The sequence below is a fragment of the Kitasatospora sp. NPDC051170 genome, assembly GCF_044455705.1.
GTDB lineage: Bacteria > Actinomycetota > Actinomycetes > Streptomycetales > Streptomycetaceae > Kitasatospora.
Map to the genome: position 1 here is coordinate 147,296 of NZ_JBITFA010000012.1, position 17,750 is coordinate 165,045.

A 17,750-nucleotide genomic window follows, 5' to 3' on the forward strand; every position below is an offset into this window, starting at 1 on the left:
CTCAACTTCCGCAACCCGTCGCAAGATTCTTTCTCGCGGCGGGTTGACTCATGTACAGGAGTCCGGCACTCTTCTATTCATCACTCCTGTACATGAGTGCAGGAGGTAACCTCATCTAGAGGAGAAGCAGCCATGGCTGTGTTCAAGGTCGACACCTCCACCGCGTTCGTTTTCGTCGCGGTCCCGCCGGCGCCCAAGGTGGTGAACCGGCAGACCGGGGAGATCGCGGTCGACAAGGAGACGGGTGCCCGGATGATGACCGTCGGGCTGACGATCGCGGACGAGGGCGAGGCGAACCTCTACACCGTGTCCGTGCCGGAGACGGGGATCTCGGAGGGGCTGAGCGTCGGTATGCCGGTCGCGCTGACCGGGTTGAAGGCGCGGGACTGGGAGAACGAGTTCAACGGCCAGAAGCGGCACGGGATCTCGTTCCGTGCGGCGGCGGTCACCTCGCTCGTTCCGGTTCAGGGCTGATCGCCGTGTCGTCGGGGGTGCAGGTCCTCACCGAGCTGGCGCTGCCGGTCACCGCTGCCGCTGGTGGTGCCGCGTTCGCCCGGGCCAAGGCGCCGGCGCTGTACTGGTCGACGATCGGCCTGCCGGTCACGGCGGTTCGGGTGTCGGCCACGTACGGCAGCACCATGGACGCCTGCGGGCTGACCGTGCCACCGTCTCGGCTGCGGGTGCTGGTCACCCGGGCGACGACGCGCCGAGAGGTTCGGCCGGTTCCGCCGCGCATCCGCCGGGTGCGGCCGACGACGACCGGGCTGCGGCTTCGTCTCCGCCTGGCGCCGGGCCAGGAGCCGGCCGACGTGGCCGCCTCGGCGGAACGCCTGCGCCACGCCTGGGGTGTCCACGGCGTGCACGTGAGCGTGATCGGGCCCGGAGTGGTGGAGCTGCGGATGACCGGGTTCGACGTACTTCGGCGGGTGCGGATGCCGCGCCGTCGGCCGGCCGGGGACCTGGTCGTGCCAGTGGCGATGCGGGAGGACGGGACGGCCTTCGTCCGCGACTACCGCGCCATCCCGCACGCGCTCACCCTGGGCGCCACGCTGTCCGGCAAGTCCGTCTACATCCGCAACCTCGTCAGCGAACTCGCCAAGTTGGACGTGGCGTTGGTCGGGATCGACTGCAAGCGGGGCGTCGAGCAGGCGCCGTTCGCCCCGCGGCTGTCGGCGCTGGCCACCGACCCGCAGTCCGCCGGCGATCTGCTGGATGCGCTGGTGGAGATGATGGAGGAGCGTTACGACCTGCTCCGCCACCACCAGGGCCTGGCCGGGCCGGTGGCCTCGCATGAGATCACTTCGGATATCTGGGGACTGCCGGCGAAGCTGCGGCCGGTGCCGGTGATCCTGCTCGTCGACGAGGTGGCGGAGCTGTTCCTGGTCTCCACCCGCAAGGACGAGGAACGGCGCGACCACATGGTCACCCAGCTCATCCGGCTGGCTCAACTGGGCCGGGGGGCGGGGATGTTCGTGGAAGCGTGCGGTCAGCGCTTCGGCTCGGAGCTGGGGAAGGGCGCCACCATGCTCCGTGCCCAGTTGTCGGGCCGCGTGGTCCACCGGGTCAACGACCGCCCCACGGCCGAGATGGGTCTCGGGGACGTCTCCCCGGAGGCGGTGCTGGCCGCCACCCAGATCGCGCCGGACATGCCCGGTGTCGCGGTCGCCGGGGACTCCTCCGGTGGCTGGTCCCGCATCCGTACGCCACACCTCTCTCTCGCCCGCGCCGCCGATATCTGCCGCAGCACCGCGCACCTCACGCCCGCACTGCCGGGCCTGGAGCGCTTCCGGCCCGTGGTCGCGCCGCTCCCGGCCGTCCCGCCGATGCCCGCGTCGCCGCCGCGCTTCGCTCCGGCCCCGGCCGCCGAGTAGCCACCCCCTCCCCCGGTCGGCGCGACCGTCTCCCGCGCCACGTCCCTACCCCTCCCTGCCCAACTCCCGGAAGGGACCGACGATGCGTCCGCCCCGCCCCGACGCCGTACTGATCCAAGCCGCCATCGCCGGCGCCCTGTCCTTCGCCCACCTGCACGACCTGGCCGCAGCGGCCGGCCAGTACGGGTGGAAGGCGTGGGCCTACCCGGTCTCCGTCGACCTGCTACTGGTCGCCGCCTGGCGCCGCATGCGGATGCTCCGCGCCGCCGGCGAATCCGCCCGGGCCGCCTGGACGTGGTTCGCCATCGCCCTGGCCGCCTCGCTCGGAGCGAACGTGGCCACCGCCGGATTGCTCGACCTGGACCACGTCCCGACCTGGCTGCGGATCCTCGTCGCCGGGTGGCCCGCCCTGGCGTTCTTCGGCGGCACCCTGCTCGCCCACAGCAGCCGGGAGACCGCCACCGCCCCGCCCGTCCTCGACGACGAACCGCCCGTCTACGGGCAGCCGGCCGCCGTGCCGGAGCCCGAACCGGCGCCCGCACCGGAGCCGCTGCCGGTCGCCGAGGAGCTGCCCAGTCTCCTGCCCGCACCGGCCCCGGAACCCGCGCCCGCCGCTGCCCCGCCCTCCCCCGCTCTGCCCGCCGCGCTGGTCGAGCACGCCCGCAAGGTCGCCGACGACCACCGCGCCCGTACCGGCGAGCCGATCGACACGGACACCCTGCGCGCCCGGCTCGGTGTCCCGCCGCAGTTCGCCGCCGCCATCGCCGCCCAGCTCACCTGACCGCCAGGAGGCCCGCATGCCCCGCCCGATCCGCCCCCGCAACGTGATCCGCATCGGCCCGGTCCACGTCGCCACCTTCTACGACGGCCGGGGCCGCGAGAAGCACTCCGCTGTCTGCACCGCCCCGCGCTGCGGATTCTCCGCCGAGTTCGACTCGCGCGCCGCCGCCGAGATCGCCGCCCGCACCCACCGCTGCACCGTCCGCTGACAGGAACGCACCGCCATGACTCTCACCCTGCCCCTGGTCCTCGTCCTCGGCGTCGCCGCCTGGGCCGCGATCCGCTTCCTCGGCGTCCGGCTCTGGGTCGCCGTCGTGATCGGCCTCTTCGGCTTCTACCTCGCCGACACCTTCGTCGCCCCGCTCATCGACGGCACCACCCGCACCGGCGTCCAGGTCGTCAACGACACCCAGCAGGGCCGGCCGTGACCGCCGCCCTCCTGCTGCCCCGCTCCCTCGCCCTGACCCCCGAGGGCGCCGCCCTGGTCGCCGAGATCGAGCGCTATCTGGCCGGCCTTCCCGCCACCGCACGCCCGGACCTCCCGTACGTGTGCCCCCTCGGCTCCACCGTCCGGCCCTGGAACGCCGGCTACCCCGCGCCCCGGCCGACCCTGCTGGACCGCCTGGTCCACCGCCCCGCCCGTCCCGTCCCGGTGACGGTCGCCGACCACCTGAGGCTCGCCTCCCGCTACATCTACGCGTTCGGCTGGCTCCAGGGCGCCATGTGGGACTCCGCCGGCCGGGTCTGCCTCCTCGGCGCCCAGGCTGCCGTCCTCGTCCACGGCTACGGCACCCCGGACACCGTCGCCTGGGCCCGTACCCAGGTCATGGAAGTCCTGCACGCCACCGGACGACCGGTCAGCTCGCCCGACCAGTACAACGACCGCCCCACGACCCGCCAGGCGGACGTCCACCACCTGCTCGACCGGGCCGCCGCCCGCGCACAGTCCCTCGGCCTCTGACCGGCCCCCGGGGCGGCCAAAGCCGCCAAGCATCCCACCGCCCCGGGGCCCGCAACCCGTACCGAAAGGACCCGCACATGGACCTCGCCCCGATCCTCGCCCTCGCCGGCGTCCCGCTCGTCGGCTGGGGCGCCCACGGCACCTGGCTCCACCGCCGACTCGCCCACGCCCGCCGCGACCCGCTGACCGGCCTGCTCACCCGCGACGGCTTCACCGCCCGCGCCGAACGGCTGATCCGCTCGCACGCCGAGCACGTGACCGTCCTCCTGGTCGACCTGGACGACTTCAAGGCGGTCAACGACAACCACGGCCACGCCGCCGGGGACGCCGTCCTCGCCGCCACCGCCGACCGGCTCACCCGCTGGTGCGGCTCCCACGGCCTGGCCGCCCGCCTCGGCGGGGACGAGTTCGCCGCCGTCGTCCTCGACTCCGTCCACCGCCTGGACGACCTGCGCGCCGCGCTGCGCGAACCGGTCCCGTTCGCCGGCGCCCTGCTCCCGGTCGGGGCCTCCGTCGGCGCCTCGCACCCGGCCGCGCTCCTGCTCACCGAAGCGCTGTCCGCCGCTGACCGCGACATGTACGCCCGCAAGCCCGACGGCCGTACCGCGCGCCGCCGCTGACCGACTCCGGGGCGGCAAAAGCCGCCAAGCATCCCACCGCCCCGGAGCCGCAACCCTCCCGAACCGAAGGCCACGAAGGAGACCACCATCATGCCCCAGCACCCCGCCCCCGCGGCCCGGATCTGCCCCGACTGCGACGGCTTCGCCCGCGCCGCCATCGCCACCGGCGCCCGCCTCCCGGACGGCACCCGCGCCACCCTCCACGCCGCCTGCCGCACCTGCCACGGCACCGGGAGCGTCACCCGCCGTGCCGCGCCCGCCGCCGCCCCGGCCCAGCTCTGGAGGTGACTCGCTTGCCCGCGACCACCCAGGCCGCCCCGGACGGAATCGCTCTGGCCGATCTCGCCAGGCTCGCCGCCCGGGGCGACCTGCCCCAGCTGAACGAGCAGATCCGCCGCACCGGCGGCTGCGCCAACCCCATCCACCTCAAGGGCTTCCGCACCCTCACCCACGGCCCGACCGGCGCCGTGTGGCACCGCTACTCCACCGATCACGAACCCGGCCAACGACTCAAGGTCGCCTGCGGCAACCGCCGCGCCTCCCGCTGCCCCTCGTGCGCCCGCACCTACTCCGCCGACACCTTCCACCTCATCCGCGCCGGACTCGCCGGCGACCAGACCAAGGGCGTCCCGGACACGGTTCGCGAGCACCCCCGCGTCTTCGCCACCCTCACCGCCCCGTCCTTCGGCCCGGTCCACAACCGGCCCAACTTCGGGGCCTGCCGCTGCGGCCTCACCCACCCCGCCGGCGCCGCCGTCCTCGGCACCCCGCTGGCCCCGGAGACGTACGACTACGCGCACGCCGTGCTGTGGAACAACCACGCCCCCGACCTGTGGCGGCGCTTCACCATCTACCTGTTTCGCACCATGGCGAAGATGGCCGGGCTCTACCAGTACGAGTTCAAGGAGGAAGCGAAGATCGCCTTCGGCAAGGTCGCCGAGTACCAGCGCCGCGGCGCCGTCCACTTCCACGCCGTCATCCGGATCGACGGCCCCAAAGGGCCCGGCACACCCCCACCCGACTGGGCGACCGTCGCCCTCCTGGATGCCGCCATCCGGGAGGCCGCCCGCCGTGCCGGAGTCCCCGTGGCCGCCGCCGGCGACCAACCCGTCCGCGTCCTCCAATGGGGCACCCAGGTCGACGTCCGCCCGATCGGAGCCTTCGGCTCCGGCGAGATCTCGGAACAGGCGGTGGCCTCCTACGTCGCCAAGTACGCCACCAAGTCCGCCGAGACCACCGAATCCGTGGACCGCCGCATCCTGGAGCGCCACGAACTCGACCGCCACGACCTGCCGGACCACACCCGCCGCCTGATCGAAGCCTGCTGGGACCTCGACCCGCACTACCCGGACCGGCTCCTCGCCCACTGGTCCCACATGCTCGGCTTCCGCGGCCATTTCTCCTCCAAGTCGCCCACCTACTCGACCACCCTCGGCGCCCTGCGCCAGGTCCGCGCCGACCACCGCGCCGAACAGGCCCGCCAGGAACTGCGCGAGCGCCTGCTCGCTGCCGGCCTCCCCGACCTCGACGACCTGGCCGACGCCGAAACCCTCGTCGTCGCCCACTGGACGTACGCCGGATCCGGCAACACCCCCGGCGAGTCCATGCTCGCCGCCGCCATCGCCCGCGAGCTGCACGACCGCCACACCACCGACCGCCAGGAGCTGCGCGCCAAACTCGCGCAGGAAGAGGGGGAGAACACATGAACCGTCTACTGACCGTCAGGCAGGTCGCCGAACGCCTCGGCACCTGGGAAACCAGCGGTGAGCGTTTCCCCCGCCGCCTGGTCGCCGAGCGCCGGATCACCTTCGTCAAGGTCGGCCGCCACGTCCGCATCCCGGAGGCCGCCCTCACCGAGTACATCGCCGAGCGCACCGTCCAACCGGCCACCCGGGCCCGTCGGCTGCGGAGGGCCGCCTGATGGCCAATTCCAAGGGCAACCGCCGCCGCTTCGGCTCCATCCGCCAACTCCGCTCCGGCCGCTGGCAGATCCGTTACCCGGACCCGGTCACCGGGTTGACGCGCAAGGGTGAGGAGACCTACCCGACCAAGACGGACGCTGAGGTGGCGCTCACGCTCATCGAGGCCGACATCAAGCGGGACAAGTGGACCGACCCGGACGCCGGGAAGGTGAAGCTCGGCGACTTCGCCTCGACCTGGCTCCGAGACCGGAAGCTGGAGGAGAGCACCCGGGAGCGGTACGCCATCACGCTCCACAAGTACATCCAGCCCGGCCTGGGACACCGAACGCTCTCCGAGATCACTCCGGCGCGGGTCCGCTCCTGGCGGTCGGGGCTTCTGGGCGACGGGGCCGGCGAGCCCTCGGTGGTCAAGGCGTACCAACTGCTGCGCGCCATCATGAACACCGCCGTGGACGACGAGCTGATCCAGCGCAACCCGTGTCGGATCAAGGGCGCCGACACGTACGACGTCCCGGAGCGTCCCGTCCTCTCCGTTCCCGAGGTATTCGCCGTGGCCGAGGCGATCGGCCCTCGCTGGCGGGCCCTGGTCCTGCTGACCGCGTTCACTACGCTGCGCTTCGGTGAGCTGGCCGCACTCCGCCGTAGGCACGTCGATCTGGAGGGCCGGTTCGTCCGGGTGCAGCGCAACCAGGCGGAGCTGAACACCGGGCGGCTGTACGACAAGGCGCCGAAGAGCCGCGCGGGCTTCCGGCCGGTGGCCTTCCCTGCCGAGATCGTGGCCGACCTGGCGAATCACCTCGACCACTTCGCCGGCCCCGGCCCGGACGGGCACCTGTTCATCGGGCCGCGCGGTGGAAAGCTCCGCCGGAGCAACTTCCGGGACGACTGGATCCGGGCCCGCACCGCCGCCGGGGTGAGTGAAGATGCCCACTTCCACGACCTCCGACACACCGGGAACACCCTCGCCTCGCAGAACGGGGCCAGCACCCGGGAGCTAATGACCAGGATGGGCCACAGCAGCACTCGGGCCGCACTGATCTACCAGCACATGACCAGCGACCGGGACCGCGCCATCGCCGACCGTATGGGTGAGGCCGTCCGGAAGGCGCTCGGCCGGCAGGACCCGCCACCGGAGGCGGGAGCATCTGGCACGCCGGTGGCACAGCCAGACTGAGCCCCCGGGAACGATCAAGGGCCAGTTCGTGAGGATCACTCCTCCGAACTGGCCCTTCTCTAATGTGGGCGCGGACGGTTTCGAACCGCCGACATCTGCTTTGTAAGAGCAGCGCTCTACCGCTGAGCTACGCGCCCCCCGTCGTGGGCCGGTGGGCGCACGACGAGCGTCTAGGGTACCTGGTTCGCGGGGGTGGTGCGTGCGGGTGGTCGGGGAGTGGGACGGGAGGCAGGGCGGGGGTGGGGCGGGGGTGGGTGATTGGGGGTGGGGGGATCGGGGAGAATGGCCGGATCAGCGGACGGAGCACGGAGCAGGGAGCGCGCAGTGGCGGCGGCGTCGACGGGCAGTGGCGGCGGCTGGTGGGGGCGGCGTGGCGGGGAGGGCGCGCGGGCGGAGGCGAAGGAGGCCCGGGCCGCGGCGCAGGAGGCGTTCTTCGAGCTGGAGGAGACCCAGCGGGAGCTGCAGCTGGCCGTGGAGACGGTCCGCGCGGCCGAGGAGGGGCCGGCCGCGCAGCGGGCGCTGGCGGAGCTGCCGGCGATCTCCGGGCGGGTCGAGCAGGTCACCGTGAACTACCTGGGCGCCCTGGACGCGTTCAACCTGGACAGCGAGACCCTGGACGCCGCGTCGGCGGCGCGGGCCAAGCGGATGCTGGAGGACGTCCGGGGCCAGCTCGGGTCGGCCCGTGCCGAGCTGGGCGACTACCTGCGCCGCCTCCAGCCGATGGTGGAGCACGCCGAGCAGCAGCTGGTGCGGGTGACCCCGGCGGTGGAGCAGGCCAAGCGCGCGCTGCTGGCCGCGAGCAACGCCCTGGACGCGGTGCGCGGCGCGGGCCTGCGGGCGGACGACCTGGCGGCCCGGCTTGCCGAGCTGGCGCCGGAGCTCGGACGGCTGAACGAGGGCGCCGCCCGGCACGGGGTGGCGGCGACGCTGCGGCGGGCCGAGGAGGTGCGGCAGCGGGCCGAGGCCATCGCCTCCGATGCCGCCCAACTGCCGGAGAGGGCTCATGAGTTGGATCGACGGGTGGCCAGTCTGCGTACCCGTATCCAGGCCCTGGAGACGAAGGCGTCCTCCGTCGCACCGGCGCTGAGCGAGCTGCGCCGCCGCTTCAGCACCGCCTGCTGGCAGGACCTCCAGCACGTGCCGGAGCAGGTCGCGGAGTCGGGCCGCGCGGCCGAGCGCAAGCTGGCCGAGGCGGCCCGCGCCCGGGACGAGCAGCGCTGGGCGGACGCCACCGCCGCGATCGGCACCGTCCGGGCGCTGCTGGAGACGGCGGACGGCTCGGTGCTCTCGGTGACCGACCGGCTGCGCCTGCTCAACGAGGTGCAGCACGATCCCGCCCGCGAGGTGGAGCGGACCCGCTTCGCCCTCCGGGACGCGCAGCGCCTGGCGATGGCCGGCCGCACCTCGCCGGACCCGCGCCACGCGGGCCCGCTGGACGAGGCGGTGGGCCGGCTGGACCGCGCGGTGGCCGCCCTGGAGGCCGCCGGGCGGCACCCGGACTACTGGCACTTCCTGACGGAGCTGGCGGCCGTACGGGACACGGCGGCACGGGTGGTCGACATGATCCGCGAGGACATGGGCGGCCACCACTACTAGCCGCCACTACTAGCCACCACTACTGGCCACCACCACTGGCCGCCGCCGGCGGGCCGGGCTCGGTACCCTGCCGGTATGCCTCGCTACGACTTCCGCTGCCGCTCCTGCGGAGCCACCTTCGAACTGCGCCGCCCGATGTCCCAGGCCGGTGACCCTGCCGTCTGCCCGCAGGGCCACGAGGACACGGTGAAGCTGCTCTCCACCGTCGCCGTCACCGGCGCCGCCACGGCCGCCCCGCAGGCCCCGTCCGGCGGCGGTGGCTGCTGCGGAGGCGGCTGCTGCAGCTAGGCCCTGTCCGGGGCCGAAGGCGCGACAGCGCCCACCGCCGCCGCCAGGAAGCGCCGGACGATCTCCTCCCCCGCCGTCACCCCCACCTGCGCCAGCCCGGTGACGCCGGGGGCCGTCCAGCCCCGGTCCGCCAGCTCGCCGTGCCCCGGCCGCCAGGCCGTGTGGGCGGCGAGCAGCAGGTCGGCGTCGAGCAGGGAGTCCCCGGCGGCGAGCACGGTGCCGGCGCCGCTGCGCCGGACGACCTCGGCGAGCGCGGCGCTCTTGCTGAGCGGCTCCGGCACGGCGTACACCTTGCGGCCTTGGAGGGAGACCCGCCAGCCGCGTTCGGCGCACCAGCCGGTCAGGTCGGCCAGCCAGTCGCCGGGCAGCGCGGCGCGGTCGACGACCAGGTAGGCGAAGGAGTCGTCGGCGATGCGCCGCTTGAGCGTCCAGCCCGGGTCGGCGTGGTGTTCCAGGTGGGCGAGCACCTCGGCGAGCGGGGCCGCGCCCTCGGCGATGCGTCCGGTGATCTCCCGCCGCCAGTCGGCGTCCGGCAGGCCGTCCGCCAGCAGCTGCCCGCCGTTCGCGCAGATCGCCCAACGGGGCTGCGGTCCGGGCAGGTTGACGCGCCGGTACTGCTCGACGGTCCGGGTGGTGGCGGGCACGAAGCAGGCGTACTCGGCGAGTTCGACGAGCAGGGCGGCCGCGTGCTCGGTGAGGTAGGACAGCGGGCGGCCCCCGTACGTCTCGACGCACAGCAGCCGGGGCGCCGCCTCGTCGGGGACGTCCAGTTCGAGCGCCCGCTCGGAGTAGATCAGCGTCCGGTCGAGGTCGCTCGCGACCAGCACGGCACCCATCAGACGGCCCTTCCGTTCGCACCGGTGGCCCCACGGTTGTACCGGGGGTGGATCAACCCCACGCAGGAGTACGGGAGTTCGTCGACCTCCTCGACCTGGACGCCGCGCTGCCCGGCGAGCAGCCGCACATGGTCGAGGTCCGCCCCGACGCCCCGGCGGGCCAGCACCCGCCAGGGGACGCGGCGCAGCAGCACCCGGGTGGTCTCGCCGACGCCGGGCTTGACCAGGTTGACGTCGTCGATGCCGTACGCGGCGCTGATCCGCTCGACGGCGGCCCAGCCGGCCCAGTCCGGCGTGCGGTCCGGGTCGGCGGCCAGCCGCTCGGCGCCCTCGCGCACCGACGGGCGGACCGAGCCGAACCATCCCTCGACGGCCTCCAGGAACTCCCCGGACACGTCGGCGGAGGCCAGCTCCCGGTAGTGCTTGGCGCCGTGGAAGTCCCCCGGCCCGATCAGCCCGGCCCGCAGCACCGTGCGCGAAACCAGGCCGGAGACCGTGGAGTTGAGGCAGGCGGAGGGGATCAGGAAGTCGTCCCGGGTGCCGTAGGTGCGCACGCAGCGCCCCGGGTCGGCGAGCACCGCGAGGGCGGGGTCGAAGCCCGTGCCCACGAGCGCCTCGGCGAGTTCGCGGGTGATGGCGCCCTTGCCCGTCCAGCCGTCGACGAACACCACGTCCCCGGGCCGGTGGTGGGCGGCGAGGTAGCGCAGCGCGACCGGGTCGATGCCGCGTCCGCGCACGATGGACAGCGCGTAGTGCGGCACGTCGAGGCCGTGGGCGAAGGCGAGCCAGCGGCGGATCAGGACGCCGACCGGCGTGCCGGCCCGGGCCAGCGAGGCGAGCACGAGGCCGGGCCCGCGCTCGCGCAGCAGGGTCTCGGCGACGGTGCCGACGGCGAGCGCGATCCGCCGGGCGGAGCCGTCGAGCGCCTGCCGGAACAGCTCCTGGTACTCGGGGCTGGGCTGGTACTCGACCGGCAGGGACTCGGCGTAGTGCGCGCCGCCGTTCTGCACGGCCTCCTCGCGCTCCTCGGTCGGGGCCTCCAGCGCGACCCCGGAGAGGTCCTTGAGCAGCCAGGCCACGTCCTCCTTCGGGTAGGAGGAGAACTCCGGCCCGTACAGCGGTTCGGGAAGCGGCTCGGGAAGGGGCTCGGACGGGGAAACGGGCAGCGGCTCGGGCTTGTACGAGGGCAGCACGGCGAGCACCACCCGGTCGGTGACGAGCCTCAGCTGGTTCAGCAGCGCCCGCTCCCCCTCGTGCAGCGCGGGGGTGTCGGCGACGTCGTCGACGACCAGCACCACGGCGTCGAAGCGCCGCGCCGGGTCGGCGCCGGGGGCGACGTTGTAGGCGTAACGCTCGCGCGAGACGCCGCCGGCCGGGTCGCCGCCGGTCGAGACGCCGCCGGCCGCGTCGCCGTGGGCCGCGTCGTCGTGGGCCGGAAACGCCAGCCGGGTACGGATGGCGTAGCCGGGCTCGTCGACGGCGAGGACGGGCGAGCGGGTGGTGGTGGAGCAGCGGACGCGGTCGCCGCCGAGCAGGTCGTCGAGCGCCCCGGCCAGCCGCAGCGGCGCGTACATCAGCTCCTCGCAGCCGAGCACCAGCACCCGGCCCGCATCAACGGGCAGCTCCGGCGCCAACTTCCCCGCCAAAGAGGGCAGTACGGCCTCCAGCCGGGCCCGGTCCTCCCCGGTGAACCCGTGCCGCCCGCCGTCCGGCAGCCCGGCGGGCCAGTCGAGCTCGACCCGGACCAGCGGCGCGGGCGGGGCCTCCGGCAGCGGGGCGGGCTCCCCGGCCTCGGCGATCAGCTGCTCGGCGCGGGAGATCACGTCCTCGGGCAGCCGGACGGAGCCGAAGGCGGTGGCCACCAGGTCGATCCGGACGCCGAGTTCGGCGGCGGCCTCCTCCAGGCGACGGCGGTCGGCGGCGGAGCGCAGGTCTACCAGGGCGACGACGACGTACCGGGAGCGCGGGTGGAGGGCGTGCAACTCGCGGATGGTGTTGAGGATGGTCTGCCCGGTGGAGAACTCGTCGTCGACGAGCACCAACGGGCCTTCACCACCCAGGAATTCAGGATCCGAGGGCAGCAGCAGATGGGAGGTGGCGTGCGAGTGCTCCTCCTCGAAGCCCCCGACCGGGACCACCCCCGGCACCGGCCGCCGGGTGGAGTGCAGGTACGGCGCACCGAGGCCGTCCGCGACGCTGTGGCCGAGGCCCGTGGCCGTCTCCGCATAGCCGAGCACGACGGCGCCCTCCGCCTCCGCGCCGAGCAACTCCCGTACCCTCCGCCCGAGTTCCACCCCTACACCGTGCACCACGGCGGGCCGCTGCGGAACGTGCTTGCCGAGGACGGTGGAGACCAGCAGGTGGGCCCGCCGGGGATTGCCGGACCGCAGGGCCAGGCCCACGAGCCCGGGCAGCCGCTCCGAGCCGTCCAGCCGGATCCCCACCCGGTCGGCGACCCAACGGCCGCTCCACGTCTGCTCCGCCTCGATCCACTCCCCCTCGATCCACTCTGCGTCGATCCGCTCCGCCTCGATCCGCTCTGCCTCGATCCACTCTGCGATCGCCATTACCGGCCCTGCCTTCGATCGTTCCCGTACAACGAACCCACCCACGACTCCCTCACCCGCACAGGCAGGCCGACAGCAGCTCCGCGAAGCTCACGTCCTCGCGCGCCACCCCGAACACCCGCGCCCGCAGCAGCACCCGCTCCGCCCAGGCCCGGTGCGGCCGCGCCTCGTTCATCTTGTTCGTGTACGCCGACCGCAGCACCCCGCCCCCGTCCCGCTCGGCACGCAGGATGTCCTGGGCGTCGCAGTACTCCTCGTGCGTGACGACGGAGAGCGCGTGCACGGCGGGCACGTGGCTGGGGTGGATGCAGGTCTTGCCCAGCAGCCCGTTGGCGCGGTCGAGTTCGACCTCCCGGATCAGCCCGTCCAGGTCGTGGGCGATGATCCGCCGCCGCACCTCCTCGCCGCTGGCCGCCGCCGTGCCCCCGGAGGAGGCGAAGGGCGTGCGCCGCAGCTGCGGCTTGAACATCCGTTCCTGCACCGGGAAGTACTCCCAGACCGGCCCGGTCACCGTGTACCCGGTGCCGTCGGCGCGCCCGAGCACGTTGACCACGTCCCCGATGACGCCCGCGACCAGCGCCACGTCGTACGCGGTGAGGTCGGGCGAGCGGCGCAGCCCGTACGCGGAGCACAGGTCGGTGACGCCGAGCCGCACGGCGAGGACGCGCTCCCGGTGCCCGGCGAGCAGCCCGGCGATGCCGTGGAGCTGCCCGCGCCTGGTCTCCAGGTGGGCGAGCTCGGGAGACTCCAGGACGGGCATGGCGAACAGCCGCCGCCCGGTGGAGGCTTCGGCGGCGGCGAGGGCGGCCAGGTACTCGCCGCCCCCGTCGGCGGTGAACTTGGGCAGGACGAAGCCGCTGAGCAGTTCCACGGCCGGTCCGAGCCGCTCGGCGAGATCGATGATCTGGGAGGCCGTACGGACTCGAATGAAGAGAAGGGGGTGGCTCTGTGTGTGATCGGTGAAATCATTGACCAGGTCGGAAAGCTGCTCGACCAGGTTCCGCTCCCCCGCGCCCACCTCGTGGTCGGCGATCGCGTCCTCGAGACAGAGCACCATCGAGACCACGCCACGAGCAGCCAGTTTGCGGACGTCGGCGGCCAGGGTGGGCCGGGTGGCCGGGCTGTAGAGGGTGCCGCCGAGGGCGGTGGCGAGCACCGCCGGCTCGCTGTCCGCGTCGAACACCCCGGGCTGCTCCAGGAAGAGCCGCCCGCGGACGTCCTCGGCGAGATGGCCGAAATGACGCATGCTGCCCTCCTCGGGATCGGACGGATCGGGCGTGTCCGGCGGGCTCGACGACCCTCCGCCGGCCCTCGAGGCCCTCTCGAACATCAATCGTACGGACGGATTCCGGCCGTTCCGCCGCTCGGCCCACTGAACTCCCGGAACATCCGCCCTGCCCGTGTCCCGGGCCCGGCCGGCAGCGGCGATCACGGGCGGCAGCCCGGCAAACCTCCGGAACCGCAAGAATTGGCAAAGTCCGGAGCCCCGGCGACCGCCCAGGTCACGTTGTCCGAAGGGGTGGCGAACGGGCAGGATGGTCCGCTATGACGCACGTGATGGCCAAGGGCGCCAACATCGCACTGCCGGCGGCGGCGGTCCGCGCCGTGCTGCGCTGGAGCGACCTGCCCGGTGCGCCGGACGTGGACGCCTCCGCACTGCTGCTCGGAACGGACGGCAGGGTCCGCTCGGACTCCGACTTCGTCTTCTACAACCAGCCCCGGCACCCCTCCGGTCTGGTGCGCCACCTGCCCAAGCAGCACACCGCCGGCGGCACCGAGATCACCGACACCGTCGAGGTCGAGCTCGCCAAGCTGCCCGCGACCGTGGACCGCGTGGTGCTGGCCGGCTCCTCCGAGGGCGGGCCGTTCCGCGCGGTGCCCGGGCTGTTCCTGCTGCTGTTCGACGTCGGGGCCGGTGAAGGCGCTCCGCCCGTCGCGGAGTTCGCGATCGTCGACGCCGAGAACGTCACCGCGCTGGTCGCGGGCGAGCTGTACCGGCGCGACGGCGGCTGGAAGTTCCGGGCGATCGGCCAGGGCTACACCTCCGGGCTGATCGGCCTGGCCACCGACTTCGGCATCACCGTGGACGACGAGGAGGCGCGCGCCGCCGAGCCCGCCCCCGTCACGAACAGCGTCACGAACGGCGCCACGAACAGCGCCCCGACCGCCGCCGTCGACCCGCGCGCGACCCCGGTGCCCGCACCCCGCACCTCCGACCCCGACACCTTCCGCCTGCCCGCGGCGAACCCGCCCGGCCCGGCGCAGAACACCCCGGCACAGAACACCCCGGCACAGAACACCCCGCCGCAGAACACCCAGCCCCAGAACACCCCACCCCAGAACACCCCGGCCAACGGCCCCGCGACCCCGCCGCCGCCCACCATCGCCCCGCCCCCGCCGTCGGCGCCGCCCACCATGCCTCCGGCCGCCCCGCCGACCCCGCCGCCCACCCCGGCGCCCGGCGGCTACGGCTACCCCCCGGCACCCGCGCCCACGAACTACGGCCACCCCAACAGCGGCGGCTACGGCTACCCGGGCCCCGCCCAGCCGTACCCTCCCCAGCCGCCCGCCACGGGCTACGGGCAGCCGAACACCGGCGGCTACGGCTACCCGCCGCACGGCACCGGCCACCAGCCGCCCGTCCAGCCCCCAACCCAGCCGCCCGCACCCCCGGCCACCCAGCCCGTCGAGGAGTTCGCCCTGCCCCCGCAGGGCCCGCAGTTCCAGCCCCGCTAGCCCCGCTAGGCCCGCTAGCCCCGCCAGGCAGCCGGGCGGGGCCGCGTCACTCCGCCCCGCCCCGCTCCTTGTACCCGCGCTGCCACTGCATCCCGAAGCCGTACAGCCGGTCTATGTCCGCCTGGAACCCGTTGACGTACCGCACCTCGCGCCGCACCGTCAGCTGGTTGTCCCCCGCGTTCTCGATCAGCACCACCGCGCAGGAGCGCGCCGCTCGCGCCCGCTCGTCGAGCTTGATCTCGATCCGCGGCCCGGTCTGCGGCACGATCGTGATCACCGCCTGCGTCTGGTCGAAGGCCGGCGTCCCGTCGTAGATGTAGACGAAGATCAGCAGCCGTTTGAACTTCTCCTTCTTCTCCAGGTTGACGTACATCGTCTCCCCGGAGGGCGCCCCGTACTGGTCGTCACCGCTGAGCTTGATGTACGGCGGCTCGCGCAGGTCCCCGAAGAAGTCGCCGAGCGGCTGCACCACACCCCGGCTGCCGTCGGAGAGTTCGTACATGCACGCCAGGTCGAGGTCGACGTTGAGCTGGACGTCCTGCCCCCCGCCGGGATCCTGCGGGCTGAAGATGCGCGGGCTGAAGAGCCGTTTGACGCTGTCCCGGGCGCTCGGCCGCACCGTCCCCGACCGGGTCGTCCAGTGCAGGTTGACGTAGAGGTAGCCGGTGGTGGCCGCCGAGCCAGTGATCGCGTGGTGCGGGGACGACCGGGTGAGCGTGACCTTGTGCTGGCCGTCCGGATTGTCGAAGGCGTAGCTCTTCTCCCCGCGCAGGTACTCCCAGATCGAGACCATCCCGCCCCCTCCCCTTCCCGTCAGGCGATCTGACGGTACGCCGAACCATGATCGGGCATCGGCCCCGCCGTCGGATACCCAAAGTTTCCCCTCCCCTACCCCGCGCAGCCGCCCCGTGCTCACCGCCGGGCCGCCCGCCCGGCTCCCCGGGGCTCCCGGCGGGTCGATTGGCCGGAGGAACCCGCCCTCCCGTAACATGCCGCCCCCTCGGACGCGATATCGTCTAGCCGCACAGGTGTCCCGTCCGCCCCTGCGCGGACGCACGGGCATGCCGTGCGGTGACGAACGAACCGTCAGGTGCTTCTCGCTCGGCGCGAGCTGACCGCCTGTGCGTCGCACCGTGTTCCTGTCCCCTGCCGAAACCCGAGGCCCGACCCGCAATGAACCTGACCTCCATACAGCTGGTCTGGACCGTCGTCGGCGGCGCAGCCCTGCTGTTCGTCGCCATCCTCATAGCGACGCTGCGCTTCAAGAACACGAACAAGGAAGAGAGCGGCGACTCCTGGGAGCGCAGCGAGGAGCGCAGGCGGCGCAAGGAGATGATCTACGGCATCTCCTCGTACACCCTGCTGTTCTGCTGCGCCGGTGTCGCCGCCGCCCTGTCCTTCCACGGCCTGGTGGGCTTCGGCATCGAGAACCTGGGCCTGTCCAACGGCTGGGAGTACCTCGTCCCGTTCGGCCTGGACGGCGCCGCGATGTTCTGCTCGGTCCTGGCCGTGCGCGAGGCCAGCCACGGTGACGCCGCCCTCGGATCCCGCCTGCTGGTCTGGGTGTTCGCCATCGCCTCGGCCTGGTTCAACTGGGTCCACGCCCCCCGCGGCCTGGGCCACGCCGGCGCCCCGCAGTTCTTCTCCGGCATGTCGATCTCGGCGGCCATACTGTTCGACCGCGCCCTGAAGCAGACCCGCAAGGCCGCCCTGCGCGAGCAGGGCCTGGTGCCGCGTCCGCTGCCGCAGATCCGCATCGTGCGCTGGCTGCGCGCTCCCCGCGAGACGTACGCGGCCTGGTCGCTGATGCTGCTGGAGAACGTGCGCAGCCTGGACGAGGCGGTCGAGGAGGTGCGCGAGGAGCGTCAGGCGAAGATGGACGCCAAGGTCCGCGCCCGTACGGCCGACCGCCGCGAGCGGGCCGAGCTGAAGGCGATCTCCCGTCAGGGCGGTGTGCTGGCCCGGGCCCGCGGCGGGCGGCAGCTGCCCGCGCTGACGGCGGCCGGGGACGGCCAGACCGCTACGGAGCCTGCTCTAGCCGCGGAGTCCGACGCCACCACCTCCGCCCTGGACGCCGGCCGCCGCCCGCGCGCCGCGGTCGAGTCCTCGTACTCCTCCGGCTACTCGTCCTCGACGTACTCCTCGTCCTCGACGTACTCGTCCGCTTCTTCGTCCTCCTCGCTGTCCTCGTCCTCCTCGCTGTCCTCGTCCCCCTCGGCCCAGCGCGGCTCGACGGTCGACCTGACGGCCGACGACGACACCCTGTCGATGCCGAAGCTGGACTCGCTGGAGCGCAAGCTCCGCGCGATCGAGCAGCAGCTCGGCTGAGGCTGAGGCCGATCCCTCGGTCACCACACGGAACGGCCGCCCCCGGAGGATTCCGGAGGCGGCCGTTCGGC

19 protein-coding genes and 1 tRNA gene are annotated in these 17,750 nt (G+C 73.5%); 15 read left to right on the top strand and 5 right to left on the bottom strand.

Going from position 1 to position 17,750, the window contains the following annotated elements:
• Positions 1-132: 132 nt before the first annotated feature.
• The 11 genes from ACIBCA_RS24685 to ACIBCA_RS24735 all read left to right on the top strand — a co-directional run bounded on the left by ACIBCA_RS24685 (position 133) and on the right by ACIBCA_RS24735 (position 7,328).
• Positions 133-474 carry a hypothetical protein gene (locus tag ACIBCA_RS24685; RefSeq protein ID WP_359834956.1) on the top strand — a complete coding sequence of 114 codons (342 nt, stop codon included), beginning with the start codon at positions 133-135 and terminating at the stop codon, positions 472-474.
• Between the two features lie 5 nt (positions 475-479).
• Positions 480-1,871, top strand: a complete 1,392-nt coding sequence (locus ACIBCA_RS24690; RefSeq protein WP_396285151.1) for an FtsK/SpoIIIE domain-containing protein — start codon at positions 480-482, stop codon at positions 1,869-1,871.
• An 82-nt stretch (positions 1,872-1,953) separates the two neighbouring features.
• On the top strand, positions 1,954-2,652 hold the full coding sequence (locus ACIBCA_RS24695; RefSeq protein ID WP_396285152.1) for a DUF2637 domain-containing protein: 699 nt from the start codon (positions 1,954-1,956) through the stop codon (positions 2,650-2,652).
• A 16-nt stretch (positions 2,653-2,668) separates the two neighbouring features.
• On the top strand, positions 2,669-2,860 hold the full coding sequence (locus tag ACIBCA_RS24700) for a mobile element transfer protein (protein ID WP_359834951.1): 192 nt from the start codon (positions 2,669-2,671) through the stop codon (positions 2,858-2,860).
• Positions 2,861-2,875: 15 nt separating this feature from the next.
• The gene (locus ACIBCA_RS24705) at positions 2,876-3,079 is read left to right on the top strand and encodes a hypothetical protein (protein ID WP_396285154.1); all 204 of its coding nucleotides are present in this window, start codon (positions 2,876-2,878) and stop codon (positions 3,077-3,079) included.
• Positions 3,076-3,612: a hypothetical protein gene (locus tag ACIBCA_RS24710; protein ID WP_396285155.1), complete on the top strand. Its 537-nt coding sequence runs from the start codon at positions 3,076-3,078 to the stop codon at positions 3,610-3,612. Before ACIBCA_RS24705 ends, ACIBCA_RS24710 begins: the two co-directional genes overlap by 4 nt.
• 77 nt (positions 3,613-3,689) lie before the next feature.
• Positions 3,690-4,232 carry a GGDEF domain-containing protein gene (locus ACIBCA_RS24715; protein WP_396285157.1) on the top strand — a complete coding sequence of 181 codons (543 nt, stop codon included), beginning with the start codon at positions 3,690-3,692 and terminating at the stop codon, positions 4,230-4,232.
• A 90-nt stretch (positions 4,233-4,322) separates the two neighbouring features.
• Positions 4,323-4,520 (top strand): hypothetical protein, encoded by a 198-nt coding sequence (locus ACIBCA_RS24720; protein WP_396285158.1) that lies wholly within the window; start codon positions 4,323-4,325, stop codon positions 4,518-4,520.
• Positions 4,517-5,938 (top strand): replication initiator protein RepSA, encoded by a 1,422-nt coding sequence (gene repSA, locus ACIBCA_RS24725; protein WP_396285160.1) that lies wholly within the window; start codon positions 4,517-4,519, stop codon positions 5,936-5,938. The genes ACIBCA_RS24720 and repSA overlap by 4 nt, the downstream gene beginning before the upstream one ends.
• Positions 5,935-6,153 carry an excisionase family DNA-binding protein gene (locus ACIBCA_RS24730; RefSeq protein WP_396285161.1) on the top strand — a complete coding sequence of 73 codons (219 nt, stop codon included), beginning with the start codon at positions 5,935-5,937 and terminating at the stop codon, positions 6,151-6,153. The genes repSA and ACIBCA_RS24730 overlap by 4 nt, the downstream gene beginning before the upstream one ends.
• Complete coding sequence (locus ACIBCA_RS24735) at positions 6,153-7,328, top strand: tyrosine-type recombinase/integrase (protein ID WP_396285162.1); 1,176 nt, start codon at positions 6,153-6,155, stop codon at positions 7,326-7,328. Before ACIBCA_RS24730 ends, ACIBCA_RS24735 begins: the two co-directional genes overlap by 1 nt.
• A gap of 65 nt (positions 7,329-7,393) precedes the next feature.
• Here the strand turns inward: ACIBCA_RS24735 and ACIBCA_RS24740 are convergent.
• Positions 7,394-7,465 (bottom strand) — tRNA-Val (locus tag ACIBCA_RS24740).
• Positions 7,466-7,652: 187 nt separating this feature from the next.
• On the opposite strand from ACIBCA_RS24740, the gene ACIBCA_RS24745 reads away from it, so the two are divergent.
• Together ACIBCA_RS24745 and ACIBCA_RS24750 are read left to right on the top strand one after the other, a co-directional pair.
• A complete protein-coding gene (locus tag ACIBCA_RS24745; protein ID WP_396285163.1) occupies positions 7,653-8,924 on the top strand; it encodes a hypothetical protein in 1,272 nt (423 codons plus the stop codon).
• A 75-nt stretch (positions 8,925-8,999) separates the two neighbouring features.
• The gene (locus tag ACIBCA_RS24750) at positions 9,000-9,212 is read left to right on the top strand and encodes a zinc ribbon domain-containing protein (protein ID WP_396285164.1); all 213 of its coding nucleotides are present in this window, start codon (positions 9,000-9,002) and stop codon (positions 9,210-9,212) included.
• On the opposite strand, the gene ACIBCA_RS24755 is transcribed toward ACIBCA_RS24750, so the two are convergent.
• From ACIBCA_RS24755 to ACIBCA_RS24765, 3 genes are read right to left on the bottom strand one after another with little or no spacing between them, the layout of a single operon-like run.
• Positions 9,209-10,048: an HAD family hydrolase gene (locus ACIBCA_RS24755; RefSeq protein ID WP_396285165.1), complete on the bottom strand. Its 840-nt coding sequence runs from the start codon at positions 10,046-10,048 to the stop codon at positions 9,209-9,211. The genes ACIBCA_RS24750 and ACIBCA_RS24755 overlap by 4 nt on opposite strands.
• Positions 10,048-12,615, bottom strand: a complete 2,568-nt coding sequence (locus ACIBCA_RS24760; RefSeq protein ID WP_396285166.1) for a phosphoribosyltransferase — start codon at positions 12,613-12,615, stop codon at positions 10,048-10,050. The genes ACIBCA_RS24755 and ACIBCA_RS24760 overlap by 1 nt, the downstream gene beginning before the upstream one ends.
• A 52-nt stretch (positions 12,616-12,667) precedes the next feature.
• On the bottom strand, positions 12,668-13,861 hold the full coding sequence (locus ACIBCA_RS24765) for an HpcH/HpaI aldolase/citrate lyase family protein (RefSeq protein WP_396285167.1): 1,194 nt from the start codon (positions 13,859-13,861) through the stop codon (positions 12,668-12,670).
• Between the two features lie 299 nt (positions 13,862-14,160).
• Between ACIBCA_RS24765 and ACIBCA_RS24770 the strand changes: the two genes are divergently transcribed.
• Positions 14,161-15,351 (top strand): TerD family protein, encoded by a 1,191-nt coding sequence (locus ACIBCA_RS24770; protein ID WP_396285168.1) that lies wholly within the window; start codon positions 14,161-14,163, stop codon positions 15,349-15,351.
• Positions 15,352-15,397: 46 nt separating this feature from the next.
• On the opposite strand, the gene ACIBCA_RS24775 is transcribed toward ACIBCA_RS24770, so the two are convergent.
• On the bottom strand, positions 15,398-16,144 hold the full coding sequence (locus ACIBCA_RS24775) for a Tellurium resistance (protein ID WP_396285169.1): 747 nt from the start codon (positions 16,142-16,144) through the stop codon (positions 15,398-15,400).
• A 380-nt stretch (positions 16,145-16,524) separates the two neighbouring features.
• On the opposite strand from ACIBCA_RS24775, the gene ACIBCA_RS24780 reads away from it, so the two are divergent.
• Positions 16,525-17,679, top strand: a complete 1,155-nt coding sequence (locus ACIBCA_RS24780) for a DUF2637 domain-containing protein (protein ID WP_396285170.1) — start codon at positions 16,525-16,527, stop codon at positions 17,677-17,679.
• The last annotated feature ends 71 nt before the right edge of the window (positions 17,680-17,750 follow it).